At 70.7% G+C, this 12314-nt stretch carries 13 protein-coding genes and 1 pseudogene; 7 read left to right on the forward strand and 7 right to left on the reverse strand.

Annotated elements, in window-relative coordinates; genetic code table 11:
* Window position 1: 1 nt before the first annotated feature.
* The gene (locus G3I19_RS03550) at window positions 2-520 is read left to right on the forward strand and encodes a hypothetical protein (protein ID WP_164259351.1); all 519 of its coding nucleotides are present in this window, start codon (window positions 2-4) and stop codon (window positions 518-520) included.
* 38 nt (window positions 521-558) lie between these two features.
* Here G3I19_RS03550 and cpt read toward each other — a convergent pair whose 3' ends face one another.
* Window positions 559-1080, reverse strand: a complete 522-nt coding sequence (gene cpt / locus G3I19_RS03555; RefSeq protein WP_164259390.1) for a chloramphenicol phosphotransferase CPT — start codon at window positions 1078-1080, stop codon at window positions 559-561.
* A 138-nt stretch (window positions 1081-1218) separates the two neighbouring features.
* On the opposite strand from cpt, the gene G3I19_RS03560 reads away from it, so the two are divergent.
* A complete protein-coding gene (locus G3I19_RS03560; protein ID WP_164259353.1) occupies window positions 1219-1977 on the forward strand; it encodes a class I SAM-dependent methyltransferase in 759 nt (252 codons plus the stop codon).
* 29 nt (window positions 1978-2006) lie between these two features.
* Here G3I19_RS03560 and G3I19_RS03565 read toward each other — a convergent pair whose 3' ends face one another.
* Window positions 2007-2357, reverse strand: coding sequence for a hypothetical protein (locus tag G3I19_RS03565; RefSeq protein WP_164259269.1), 351 nt, complete (start codon window positions 2355-2357; stop codon window positions 2007-2009).
* A gap of 154 nt (window positions 2358-2511) precedes the next feature.
* Here G3I19_RS03565 and G3I19_RS03570 point away from each other — a divergent pair, with 154 nt between their 5' ends.
* Window positions 2512-3210: a demethylmenaquinone methyltransferase gene (locus G3I19_RS03570; protein ID WP_343234973.1), complete on the forward strand. Its 699-nt coding sequence runs from the start codon at window positions 2512-2514 to the stop codon at window positions 3208-3210.
* A gap of 77 nt (window positions 3211-3287) precedes the next feature.
* Here G3I19_RS03570 and G3I19_RS03575 read toward each other — a convergent pair whose 3' ends face one another.
* Window positions 3288-3815 carry a GNAT family N-acetyltransferase gene (locus G3I19_RS03575; RefSeq protein ID WP_164259355.1) on the reverse strand — a complete coding sequence of 176 codons (528 nt, stop codon included), beginning with the start codon at window positions 3813-3815 and terminating at the stop codon, window positions 3288-3290.
* 100 nt (window positions 3816-3915) lie between these two features.
* Here G3I19_RS03575 and G3I19_RS03580 point away from each other — a divergent pair, with 100 nt between their 5' ends.
* A complete protein-coding gene (locus G3I19_RS03580; RefSeq protein ID WP_164259357.1) occupies window positions 3916-5199 on the forward strand; it encodes a geranylgeranyl reductase family protein in 1284 nt (427 codons plus the stop codon).
* 106 nt (window positions 5200-5305) lie between these two features.
* On the opposite strand, the gene G3I19_RS03585 is transcribed toward G3I19_RS03580, so the two are convergent.
* Together G3I19_RS03585 and G3I19_RS03590 are read right to left on the reverse strand one after the other, a co-directional pair.
* Window positions 5306-6304, reverse strand: coding sequence for a hypothetical protein (locus G3I19_RS03585; RefSeq protein ID WP_164259358.1), 999 nt, complete (start codon window positions 6302-6304; stop codon window positions 5306-5308).
* Window positions 6305-6460: 156 nt separating this feature from the next.
* On the reverse strand, window positions 6461-7714 hold the full coding sequence (locus tag G3I19_RS03590) for an MFS transporter (protein WP_164259360.1): 1254 nt from the start codon (window positions 7712-7714) through the stop codon (window positions 6461-6463).
* A 192-nt stretch (window positions 7715-7906) separates the two neighbouring features.
* Between G3I19_RS03590 and G3I19_RS03595 the strand changes: the two genes are divergently transcribed.
* A complete protein-coding gene (locus G3I19_RS03595; RefSeq protein WP_164259362.1) occupies window positions 7907-8845 on the forward strand; it encodes a LysR family transcriptional regulator in 939 nt (312 codons plus the stop codon).
* 131 nt (window positions 8846-8976) lie between these two features.
* Here G3I19_RS03595 and G3I19_RS03600 read toward each other — a convergent pair whose 3' ends face one another.
* Window positions 8977-9711, reverse strand: a complete 735-nt coding sequence (locus G3I19_RS03600) for a DUF4232 domain-containing protein (RefSeq protein ID WP_164259364.1) — start codon at window positions 9709-9711, stop codon at window positions 8977-8979.
* Between the two features lie 610 nt (window positions 9712-10321).
* On the opposite strand from G3I19_RS03600, the gene G3I19_RS03605 reads away from it, so the two are divergent.
* Together G3I19_RS03605 and G3I19_RS03610 are read left to right on the forward strand one after the other, a co-directional pair.
* Window positions 10322-11503, forward strand: a complete 1182-nt coding sequence (locus tag G3I19_RS03605) for a Cmx/CmrA family chloramphenicol efflux MFS transporter (RefSeq protein ID WP_164259366.1) — start codon at window positions 10322-10324, stop codon at window positions 11501-11503.
* A 233-nt stretch (window positions 11504-11736) separates the two neighbouring features.
* Window positions 11737-11973, forward strand: a complete 237-nt coding sequence (locus G3I19_RS03610; RefSeq protein ID WP_164259368.1) for a hypothetical protein — start codon at window positions 11737-11739, stop codon at window positions 11971-11973.
* Window positions 11974-12014: 41 nt separating this feature from the next.
* Here G3I19_RS03610 and G3I19_RS03615 read toward each other — a convergent pair.
* A pseudogene (locus tag G3I19_RS03615) lies at window positions 12015-12314 on the reverse strand (hypothetical protein); the annotation flags it as partial.

The raw sequence follows: 12314 nt of genomic DNA on the forward strand, positions 1-12314 counted from the left end.
GTTGCTGACGCTTCACCGGGCACGCGCGGACGCGGTCGTCATCGACGGCGACCGCATCGCGGCGCTCGGCCCGTACGAGGACCTGCGCACGGCGTACGGGGACCGGGCCCGGCTGCGCGACTGGGACGGGACGCTCACCCCCGGCCGCCACGAGCCGGACGCACCCGCGCTCCTCGAAGCGGCCTACTGGCCCGACCCCCGCGAGGACCTGGGCTCCGCCCCGCTGACCGGCGAGGCGCTGGCCGCGCTCGGCATGACGGAGGTCCGCTGGGGCGCGAGCGCCAGGCGCGGCCTGCAGCGGCTGCTCGCGGCGGGTACGACGTCGCTCGCCGGACCGTTCACCCGCCCGTCCGTCCGCACGGCGGTCGACCGCTCGGGCCTACGGGTGTCCGCCGGAGACGCGCTCCCGGACCCCCGCACCCTCACGGTGTCCGGCCGGGCCGACTTCGCGGTGTACGACGACGAGGGCAACTGCCTGGTGACATGCATCGCGGGCCGGATGGTGCACCGGGTGCGGTGACCGTCGGTGGACCGGATCAGCTGGCAGCCGGGCGTCGGTCACTCGACACGAGCGGCGATGGTCCGCGCGCATTCCATTGACTCGTGGTGCGTCGTGTCCACTTCCAGGTCGTAGCTCACGCCTCGGTGAACCATCTCTGCCTGTGAGGTGGCCATACCGGTGACCCGGTTGCCTCGTGCGACCTCGCGGCCCGCGGCGACTGAGCTCTCGCACCGGACCCCCACCCAGAGCACCTGCAGTCCGCCAAGAGCCTGCTGCCACCGCCGCTGGGATGCCGCTCCACCGAGGAACACTTCATCGACGATGACTCGGGCGCCCGCGTGTGCCATAGCGGCGATTCCCTGGATCCACGCCGCCTCCAGCGTGCGGAACTCCGGCCCTACGACCACCTCGCCGTTCGCGCCGAACTCGATCCCTGCATCCGATGCCCGCATTGACGTGGGCATCGCCTGGACCAGCGTGTCGACGCCGAAGGCCAGCCAGGGTTCCCGCAGGACGGACTGCAGGCACCGGACGATCCCGGACTTCCCCGAACTGGACCCACCGTTGAGAACGATCATCTGAGTCATCACAGCGCCACCGTAGAGGCACCGAGGCGATGAGCGAGACGCCTTTCGGTCGGCGCGGTGCACCTCCGACTGGCCCAGGCCCGCGCAAATTCCAAGCAGGCAGAGGCAGTTCCCCGTTACGGTCCAGCGATGGACAGTACGGGTGACACGGGCGAGGACGGGTACTTCGGGGAGAGCGTCGCCGCTGGGTACGACGACTCATCGGGCAGTGAGGAATTCCGGCCGGACGTCGTCGACGCCACCGCCCGTGTGCTGGCCGAGCTTGCCGGTGGTGGGCGCGCCCTTGAGCTGGGCATCGGTACCGGGCGTATCGCGCTGCCGCTGGCGGCACGTGGGGTTACGGTCCACGGCATCGATATGTCACGCGCGATGGTCGCCCGGCTGCGCGCCAAGCCGGGCGGTGACGCGATCGGCGTGACCATCGGGGACTTCGCGCGGACCCGGGTGGAGGGGGCCTTCTCCCTCGTGTACCTCGTCTTCAACACCATCATGAATCTGACGACGCAGGAAGCCCAGGTGGCCTGCTTCCGCAACGCCGCCGCACATCTGGAGCCGGGTGGCTGCTTCGTCATCGAGGTCGTTGTCCCGGAGCTGCGGAAGCTCCCGGCCGGGCAGTCCGCCGTGCCGTTCCGGGTGGAGCCGACGCGCTGGGCGTTCGACCTGTACGACGTCGCCACCCAGGGGATGAGTTCGAACTACGTCGAGGTCGTCGACGGCCGCGGTGAGTACCGGTCGATCCCGTTCCGGTACGTGTGGCCGGCGGAACTCGATCTGATGGCCCAGCTCGCCGGGCTGCGGCTGCGTGAGCGGTGGGGCGGGTGGGGCCGGGCGCCCTTCACCAGTGAGAGCGGGCGGCATGTCTCCGTCTGGGAGAAGCCTGCGGGCTGAGCCCGCGGTGGTGGGTCAGCGGTGGTGGGTCAGCGGGTCATGAAGGTCACGCAGAGAATCTTGGAATGCGTGTGCCCGTCCCGGAGCGGTGTCGGGCGGGACTGGGGGCAGTGGTCTTCGTCCACGTCGGCCGTGGTGTCTGTGGGGCCCGTAGTGGCCGTGACGCCCGCGGCGCTCGTGGGGTACGAGTACGCCGGCAACGTCGGCCGCGCTGTCGTCGAGGGGCTCGGGCCGTTCGTGGGTCTGATGCCGGCGTCCAGGGTCTGGGTGAGCGTCCAGCCGCCCACCACCAGAACCAGCCAGCCGCCCAGCAGCCACCGCCTCAGCTGTCTTCCCGCCGTGCCCGGTCCGTCCGTTGTTTCTGCCGGACGTAATCGCATGGTTCTCCCCTTTTTGTTCTTGTTCGTGTTATCGCCACGCCGGTTTGACCGGCATGATCGTAAGGGAGGCGCGGCGCCCTGCCCTTCCCGCCCCGTGCCACGCGGGCCGCCCCCTGTGGCCCGGCTCCGGTGGGGCGCACGACACAATGGGCGGGTGACCCGAGCATCCCTGGACAAGCAGCCGCACGAAGTCGCCTCGATGTTCGACGACGTGGCGGCGAACTACGACCTGACCAATGACGTGCTCTCCCTCGGGCAGGCGCGGCTGTGGCGCAAGGAGGTGGCCAAGGCCGTCGGTGCGCGCCCCGCGCAGAAGATCCTCGACCTGGCCGCCGGGACCGCGACGTCCTCGCTGCCGTTCGCGCAGACCGGTGCGTACGTGGTGCCCTGCGACTTCTCGATCGGCATGCTCCAGGTCGGCAAGCAACGCCATCCGCACCTCCCGCTGACCGCGGGCGACGCGACGAAACTGCCCTTCCGCGACGGGGTCTTCGACGCCGTGACGATCTCCTTCGGACTGCGCAACGTCCAGGAGACGGACGCCGCGCTGCGCGAGCTGTACCGGGTCACCAAGCCCGGCGGCCGGGTCGTGATCTGCGAGTTCTCACAGCCGACCTGGGCCCCCTTCCGTACCGTCTACACCGAGTACCTGATGCGCGCGCTGCCCCCGGTGGCCACCGCCGTCTCGTCCAACCCGGACGCGTACGTCTACCTCGCCGAGTCGATCCGCGCCTGGCCCGACCAGCCCGCGCTCGCCGCCCGCCTCCAGCAGGCCGGCTGGGCGGACGTCGCCTGGCGGAATCTGACCGGTGGCATCGTGGCCCTGCACCGCGGGTTCAAGCCGAAGGACTGAACCGGGCGGGGCGGGGGAACCCTTTGTGCCCCGAGGGATCCCTTGTGCCCCGGGGGGTTCCCCCGCACCGCTTCTGCTCAGGCCGCCGTCCCCTCCTCCAGGTCCAGCCGGAAGCAGTGGCCCCTGCGTTTCGACAGCGGGGTCATGAAGGTCTCGTGCAGCTCCATCCCGAGCCGCCGTGTCACCGCGATCGACCGGGCGTTCCTCGCGTCGACCATCGCGTACACCTCGCCGAGGCCCACCGCCCGTAGCCGCTCCAGCGTCATGCGGGCGGCCGTCGTCACATAGCCGTGGCCCCAGTACTTCCGCCCGAGCCGCCAGCCGATCTCGATCTTGCCGACCGGCCCGAAGTTCTCCTGCGGCCAGGGCTGCGCGCCGGTGAATCCCATCACCTCGCCGTCCTCGTCGAGCATGGTCCAGAAGCAGAAACCGTGCTCGGCGTCATGTCTGCGCTGCCGGGCGGTCAACTCCTCGTACACCGACAACTCCTTCGACGCACCACCATGGAATTCCATGACGTCCGGGTCGTCGAACACCCGGTGCCAGGCGAGGGCGTCCTCGTCGGTGGGGACGCGCAGCCGGACGACCGGCGCAGGCTCGTTCACTTCGGCCAACCCTTCAGCTGATCGATCAGGCGGTCCCCATAGACTGCACCTGTCCAGTGCCCCCGTGGCACGCGAAATCGAGTCTTCCGGAGTTTCCGCCGTGACCGAGCCCCTCTCCGAGCACACCGCAGATGTGATCGTCGTCGGGGCAGGCCCTGCCGGCTCCACGACCGCGTACTACCTGGCCAAGGCCGGACTCGACGTCCTGCTCCTGGAGAAGACGGCCTTCCCGCGCGAGAAGGTCTGCGGTGACGGGCTGACCCCGCGCGCCACCAAGCAGCTGGTCTCCATGGGCATCGACATCTCCGAGGAAGCGGGCTGGCTCCGCAACAAGGGCCTGCGGATCATCGGCGGCGGCGTGCGCCTCCAGCTGGACTGGCCGGATCTCGCCTCGTACCCGGACTACGGCCTGGTCCGCAAGCGCGACGACTTCGACGAGCAGCTGGCCCGCCAAGCGCAGAAGGCGGGCGCCCGGCTGCACGAGCGCTGCAACGTCGGCGCCCCGATCACCGACCCGCGCACCGGCCGGATCACCGGCGTCAACGCCAAGATGGGCGAGGAGAAGACCCCGGTCACCTTCCACGCCCCGCTGGTCGTCGCCGCCGACGGCAACTCCACCCGGCTCTCCATCGGCATGGGTCTGCACCGCCGCGACGACCGGCCGATGGGCATCGCGGTCCGTACGTACTTCACCTCGCCGCGCCACGACGACGACTACCTGGAGTCCTGGCTCGAACTGTGGGACCGCCGCGGCCCGCAGGACCGGCTGCTCCCCGGGTACGGCTGGATCTTCGGCATGGGCGACGGCACCTCCAACGTCGGCCTCGGCATCCTCGACTCGTCGGCCGCCTACAAGGAGCTGGACTGGCGTGAGGTCCTGAAGTCGTGGTGCGCGTCGATGCCGGAGGACTGGGGTTACGTCCCCGACAACATGACGATGCCGATCCGCGGCGCCGCGCTGCCGATGGCGTTCAACCGCCAGCCGCACTACACCAAGGGCCTGCTGCTCGTGGGTGACGCGGGCGGCATGGTCAACCCGTTCAACGGTGAGGGCATCGCGTACGCCATGGAGTCCGGCCAGATCGCGGCCGACGTGATCGTCCAGGCGGCGGCCCGTGCGACGCCCGCGCAGCGCGAGACGGCGCTGCACAACTACCCGAAGATCCTCAAGGACACCTACGGGGGCTACTACACGCTGGGCCGCGCGTTCGTGAAGCTGATCGGCAACCCGAAGGTGATGAAGCTCATCACCGAGCGCGGTCTGACGCACCCGGTGCTGATGAAGTTCACGCTCAAGATGCTGGCGAACCTGACCGACCCGACGGGCGGGGACGCGATGGACCGGATCATCAACGGGCTGTCGAAGGTGGCACCGAACTCCTGACGCGGAACTCCGGACGCGGAACTCCGGACGCCGAACTCTTGAAGCGGACGCCGCCCCGGCGCTGGAGTGGCCGGGGCGGCGGGGCGGCTTGCGCGTGCGGGGTCCGTCAGCCCACGGCCTTCCAGTGGTCGTACGCGCTGACCATCTGGTAGGTGCGGTCGGGGCAGTAGAAGGAACCGGCCGGTGAGTCATAGGTGGTGTCGGAGTTGTCCGGCGACGCCGGGGTCCAACTGCCGTTGATCCGGACGGTTATGTTGCTGGACTCGAAGGTCTGGCCCGCCATGGCGTCGCAGGCGGCGGACCGGCCCGATGTGCCGACCTGGGAGTACAGCTCGTTGATGTCCCAGCCGGTGTTGCGGCCCGACTGGTTCTGGCCCGACTGGGTGAAGAGGGTGTCCCAGGAGCCGGTCCGGTAGTTGTAGAGCCCCGCGGTCCAGGAGTTGGTGGCGGCGTCGGTCTTGACGACCCGTCCCGTGTACGCGCTGGACGTGCCGTCCGTATAGGTGCTCAGGAAGGCGCTGTCGATGGGCACCGACGCCTCGAAGGCGACGCTGTCGCACCAGTCCCAGGCGGCGACCGAGCGGCCGGACTGCGTGTAGACGGTGACCAGCTCGACGCAGGAGCCGCCCGCCGGGTACATCGTGGGGGTGTAGATCGTGGTGGAGCTGTCCTGGACGGTCAGTTGCGCGGACACCGACTGGGTGGCGCAGGAACCGTCGCTGCCGCTGATCTCCTTGAAGGACGTGCCCTGGGCCGGGTGGATGTCCGTCAGCAGCCCGCGGCCGGGGGCGCCGGGCCCCAGCGGACCCTTGTCGGGCACGCCGGACGCGGGGTAGCCGCGGGCCTCGCGGTGGGGCGCGGTCAGGGCCGAGAGCTGGTGGTGGACCTGGTCGCGGGAGAGTGCCCCGTGGACCGTACGGCCGGAGTCGGCGCCGGCGGAGGCGCAGACGTCGGCGGCCTGTTGCCGTGCGGTGGTGGTGGCGGCCGTGGGGGTGGCGGCCGTGCGGCCGTGTGCGGGTGCCGCGGAGGCGGTGGCGGCGGTGCCGAGGCCGCAGGCCAGGAGCAGAGCAGCGGTGGAGCCGAGTGCGGCTGCCGTGGATTTCATACGTCCCATACGTCTCACGGGGTGCGTTCCTCTCAGAGGTGGGGGCTGAGGAGTACGCAGAAACCATGCTCATGTCAGATCAGGGAGTCAATCAAAACGAGCATCCTTGTACAGCTCTTGTCCGATTCGCTTCAGCTCGCGGCGCTCCGGTTTGGTTCAGCTCGCGGCGCTCCGGGCCGGTTCCGGTGCTGGTTCCGGCCGGGCTGACGGGCTGCGGCGGGGCAGCAGGAGCGGGGTGGCCAGGAGCAGCAGTCCGGCGATCCCGATCGCCGTACGGGGGCCGGTGGCTGTGGCCAGCAGGCCCCACAGGGCGGTGAAGGCCGCGATCCCGGCCTTGCTGGTGACCGACCACGCGGAGAGGGTACGGGCGATCCGGTCCGGCGCGGTCTGCTCGAGCCGGCAGGTGGCGAGCACGGGGTTGTACACGCCCGAGCAGGTGATCAGTCCCAGCTCTACGGCCATGACGAGCGCCAGCCCGGCGATGCCGGGACCGACGAAGGCCAGCCCGATCGACCAGCACGCCCGCAGCGTCCCGGCGGCGAGCAGCACCTTGTGCTGCCCGTGCCGCGCGACGAGGGGGCGCGCCACCCGTGAGCCGATCAGACCGCCGACGCAGGGCGCCGCGAAGGCGATGCAGTACTGCCACGGGGCGAAGCCGAGGCGACTGAGCATGAGCACGGCCAGCAGTGGTGAAACCGCCATGATCAGGCCGTTGTTCAGGACCGAGTTGAAGAACAGCGGGCGCAGCGTCGGGTGTTTGAGGATGTACCGCCATCCGTCGAGGAGATCACCGGCGCGCAGCTGTGGCCGGGCCGGGCGCTCGGGGCGCGGCTCCTCGCCGCCGATCGCCCGAATGCCCGCGGCGGACAGCAGATAGCTGACCGCGTTGGCGAGCACGGTCAGCACCGGGCCGAACATCCCGATCGCCGCCCCGCCGAGCGGCGGCCCGAGCATGGTGGCGGTCCAGGTCGTGGACTCGAACCGGCCGTTCGCGACGAGCAGGTCCTCCTGCCGTACGAGCGATTTCACACAGGCCCCGCTCGCCGCCGTGAAGGCGATGTCCGCCGCGCCGACGACCACCGACACAAGCAGCAGCTGGGCGAAGCTGAGCAGGCCGAACGCGTAGGCGGCGGGGATGGTCAGCAGCGCGGCGAACCGGATCAGGTCCATCGCGACCATCACCGGCCGTTTGCGGCGGAACTCCACCCAGGGCCCGAGGGGCACCGCCACCACGGCGCCGACGGCCAGCCCGGCGGCGGCCAGCAGGGACACCTGGGTCGTTCCGGCGTGCAGGGCGAGGATCGCGATCAGGGAGAACGAGTCGAACGCGAGCCAGGTGCCGAGCGTGCTCACCGCGTACGCCCCCCAGAGCCACCCGAACTGCCGCCCCAGCGACCGCCTGGACACCATGCTCGGCGCACCTCCCGCTCTCTCCGTCCGCCCGCCGGAACAGGCCGACGCTGACCCCGAGATCAAAGCGAGCAGCACACCCACAGGTCAAACAACCGACCCGGCCGCAGCCACAACCGCACGTTGTGGGCCCGCAGAGGCCGCGCGCCGGGCGGAGCCCGACCGGAACCGCAGGCTCTAGAGTCGGGCGGCGTGGATCTCGATGCCGTACGTACCTTCGTCGCCGTGGTGGACACCGGCCAGTTCCAGCAGGCTGCCGCAGCCCTGTCGGTCACCCAGCAGGCCGTTTCCAGGCGCGTCGCCACGCTGGAGAAGGAGCTCGGTGTGCGGCTCCTCACCCGCACGGCGCGCGGGGCCCGGCTCACCGTCGACGGGCAGGCGTTCCTGCCTCACGCCCGCGGGCTCCTGCAGGCCGAGGAACGGGCGGCCGCCTCCGTGCGGCCCGGCCGGCGAGCGCTGCGCGTCGATGTGGTCGGCCGGCGGTTCGGGCCGGCGGGTCTGCTGCGTGACTTCCACCGTGCACACCCCGGGGCGGAACTCGACATCGTCACGCACTACGACGCGGACTCGGCCATCGCGGCCGTCCGGTCCGGCACGATCGACGCGACGATCCGGGCGCTCACCCTGCCCGTACGGCAGCTGCCCGACGGCATCGACGCGGTCAGGGTCCTCGACGAGCCCGTCCAGCTCCTGGTCGGCCCGGCCCACGAGTTCGCCGACGCCGACGCCGGCGCGGTCGCCCCTGGCCGGCTCGCCGGGCGGCGGATCTGGATGCCCGACATGGCCCCGGGGACCGAATGGGCCGTGTACTACAACGATCTCGCAGCCGCGTTCGGCTTCACCATCGACTCCGGCGGCCCCAGCTTCGGCACCGAACCGCTGCTGGACGCGATGGCCGAATCCCCGGCCCTGACCACCTTCATCGGCGAGCGGACCCGGTTCGTCCGGCCCGCCGACCGCGGGCTGCGGCGCATCGCCCTGCACGACCCGGTGCCGGTCTACCCGCACTCCCTGATCTGGCGGAGCGACAACCCGCATCCCACGCTCGCGGCGTTCCGCGCCCACCTCGACCCGGCACGGGCCGCCCACCGACCCGGCACCGGAGTCTGGCTGCCGGACTGGGCACGGTGACCCGAGCCGCTGGAGGGGGGCAGCCCTGCGGTGCCGGCTGTACAGGTTGGCGCCCAGAATGAAGCTGCTCGGGTGCCTGACGGCGGTTGCGGCGTGAGTGCCGTGCTGCCGGGCTCACTTGGCTGCCGGGCTCACTTGCCGGAGCCGGTGTGGTAGCCGACCGGGTCGACGTAGACGTCGGGGGCGTTGCCGCTGGAGGGGGAGACGGTGATGGCCAGCTTGTTCAGGTCGACGATCTCCGAGACCCGCTCGTTGGGCGGGGTGACGGAGAGCCTGGTGTAGGTCTTGCCGGAGCCGCTGGTGTCCGGGATGTAGTGGAGCAGGAAACGGGTCTCCTCGCCGTGCGCGATGGTCATCGTGGAGCCCGAGGTGTCGGTGCGGGCGGCGTCGGGGCCGGTGTCGCCGAGACCGTCGGGGCCGATGAGCTGAACGCCCGGGAAGCCGTGCATGCTGCAGGAGCTGGGGCCGGTGTTCTTCATGTTGATGACGATCTGGTTCTTGACCCCGGCGGAGGCGGCGCTGAGGGCGAGATTGTCGGCCTCGCACGTGGAACTCGACGCGCCGGACTGGGTCTTGGCGGTGACCTTGCCGTCCGCGGCCGAGCCCTTGCCGTCCGCGGCCGAGCCGGACGCGGCGGAGGGGTTGGACGCCGAGGAGTCCGATGCCGAGGAGTCCGACGCCGCCGTCGAGTCGGATGCCGAGCCCTTGTCGCCGGTGGAGCTGTTCGCGCCGGCAGAGCTGCCCGCGGCGGTGGACGTGCCGGTGTTGGCGGACGCGCTCGATCCGTCGCTGCTGCCGCACGCGGTCAGCGAGAGGCCGGCGGCGGCGACGACGAGGGCGAGTGCGGAGATCTTCTTGGCGCGCATCGGTGCTCCTGGGGAGGGTGTTGTCTCGTGCGCTTGCTCCGGCTGAGCAGGCGTTGTTGTTCTGTTGGATTCCGGCTGCCCGGTGAGTTGTTCTGGCCGGAGTCCGATCAAGACGCCCCTGTGACACACGGGTCGATACGCCGTTACGGGAAGGCGGATGAACCAGGACAGTCCGGGACCTGATCCCGGCCTCCCGGAAGCTGATCGCGGCCCTGGCCCTGGCCCGGCCCCGGCGCAGGTTGCTGTCACGTACGCTGTGACGCAAGCCGTGACGCACGCTGTGACGCAAGCCGTCAATACGCCGCGACGGACGTTGTCACGCACGCTGTGACGCCGCGACGCACACCCTCACGCACGCCGTGACGCCAAGCCGTCACGTAATCACTCGCACCGCGGCCACTCGTCCGGATACCGTCGCTTTCATGTCCTGCCCCGAGTCCGACAGACCGAGGCCACCGGCGATCCGCCGGTGGCCGGGTTCCTGCTGACCGAGGCCGCCTGACCCGCAGGACAGGGTCATGGGCATCCCTTCGCACGGCTCCGTCATCGCCGCATCCCCGTACACGCCTGTCTGTCCACGACGGTTCTCGTACCGAGGGGTCTGTCTCCCATGCCATTCGCTGTCTACGTCCTCGGGCTCGCGGTCTTCGCCCAGGGCACATCCGAGTTCATGCTGTCCGGGCTCATCTCGGGCATCGCCACCGATCTGAATGTCTCGCTGGCCGCAGCCGGTCTGCTGGCCTCGGCCTTCGCCGTCGGGATGGTGATCGGCGCGCCCCTCATGGCGCTCTTCAGCCGCACCTGGCCCCGGCGGCGTGCGCTGCTGCTGTTCCTCTCCGTGTTCGTCGCCGTGCATGTCCTGGGAGCGCTCACCCCGAGTTACGGGGTGCTCCTCGCGACCCGTTTCGCGGGCGCCGTAGCCAACGCGGGCTTCTGGGCCGTGGCCCTGACGACCGCGGCCGCCCTGGTGCCGGAGCAGCTGAGGGCGCGGGCCACGGCCGTCGTGGTCGGCGGGGTCACCGTCGCCTGCGTGGTCGGGGTACCGGCCGGGGCGGTGCTGGGGGAGCGGTGGGGGTGGCGGTCGGCGTTCTGGGCCGTCGCCCTCGTCTCCGTACCGGCGGTCCTGGCCGTCGTGCGGAGCGTTCCGGGTGGCCGGCCCGACGCCGAACCGGTCCCCGTACGCACCGAACTGCGCGCCCTGACCCGCCCCCGCCTCCGGCGGACCCTGCTCACGATGGCCCTGGTCCAGGGGGCGACCTTCTGCACGTTCGCGTATCTGGAGCCGCTCCTCAGGAGCGAGACCGGGCTGAGCGCCGGCTGGGTGCCGGCTGCCCTCGCTCTCTTCGGTGTGGGCTCGTTCCTCGGTGTCACCGTCGCAGGCCGCTTGCGAGCCCACAGCGAAGAGGCGGATTCCCGCCCCACGGCCTTCATCGCATGCGGCATGGCTGCTCTCGCCCTGGGCTGGAGCGCCCTCGCACTGACGGCGGGCAGTGCACCGGTGGTTCTGGCGCTGCTCCTGGTCCAGGGGGCGTTTGCATTCGGAACGGGTACGGCGCTGCTCGCCCGTGTCCTGGGCCTGGCCCCCGGGGCCCCGACGCTCGCGGGCGCCTTCTCTACGACCGCCTTCAACCTGGGCGCCACGCTCGGCCCTTGGGCGGGCGGCCTGGCCCTGGACGCCGGATTCGGCTACCGGGCGCCGGTCTGGGTGAGCGGTGCGCTGATGGGGTGTGCGCTGGTCACGGCAGGGGCGGCGCGGTGGGTGGGGCTGGGAGGCAAGAAGTCCATGCATTAACCACCGACAATTTCTGACTTTTCGCCCCGAAGTCGTGCAGGGCTGCCAAGTCATGTTTCGCAGCTGTCTGCCCGTCCTCCCATGTCAGGGGCTTGTAACAAGGGTCCTGGGGGCTTTGGGGCACATGGTGCCTGTGTGTTGGACTGACGAATGTCCGAGGGTTCCACGGGTGCAAACGTCGACCTGACGCGGTTGACCGGGCCCGGCCCTGCCCCTTACTTGAGGAGAGACGTATGAAGTCGTGGCGTAAGCGAATGACCTACGGCGCCGCTGTTGCTGCCGCTCTGGTCGCGATTCCGCTGGCGGCCGGTTCCGCCTCGGCCGCCAGCTGGCACGACATCGCCGGTGGCCCCGAGATGTACCCCAACATGGCGGCGTGCAAGGCGGACATCCCCCGGGCGAAGAAGCAGTACCAGGACGCCACCTGCGTCGACGTCAAGGGGCGCATCTCCCTCTGGGTGCTGTACTGACGGCACGGGCGCCGGATGCGCGCACGGCCCTGCCGCCCCCGTCAACCGGTTGCGGTGGGGCCGCCGTTCGTGAGCGGGCGCCGCGCGGCCACCCTGAACCGCAGACCGGCGCGCAGCAGCCGCGCCCGCAGGACCGGCCCCATGGCGACGGCGGGTGTGAGCTGGCCCGCCAGTGCGGGGAGTTCGTCGAAAGCGAGACTCAGAGCGGACTCGCCGAGGATCTTGGCGGTCTCGTCGTAGCCCGGGTCACCGCCCGACACCTCGGTGCAGACGCGCCGGCCCCCGCCCTCACCGACGAACCTGACGCTGAACCAGCTGCGGTCCCGGCGCTCCCTGGACGG

It is taken from the genome of Streptomyces sp. SID10853 (genome assembly GCF_010548145.1).
In the GTDB taxonomy this organism is placed as follows: Bacteria; Actinomycetota; Actinomycetes; order Streptomycetales; family Streptomycetaceae; genus Streptomyces.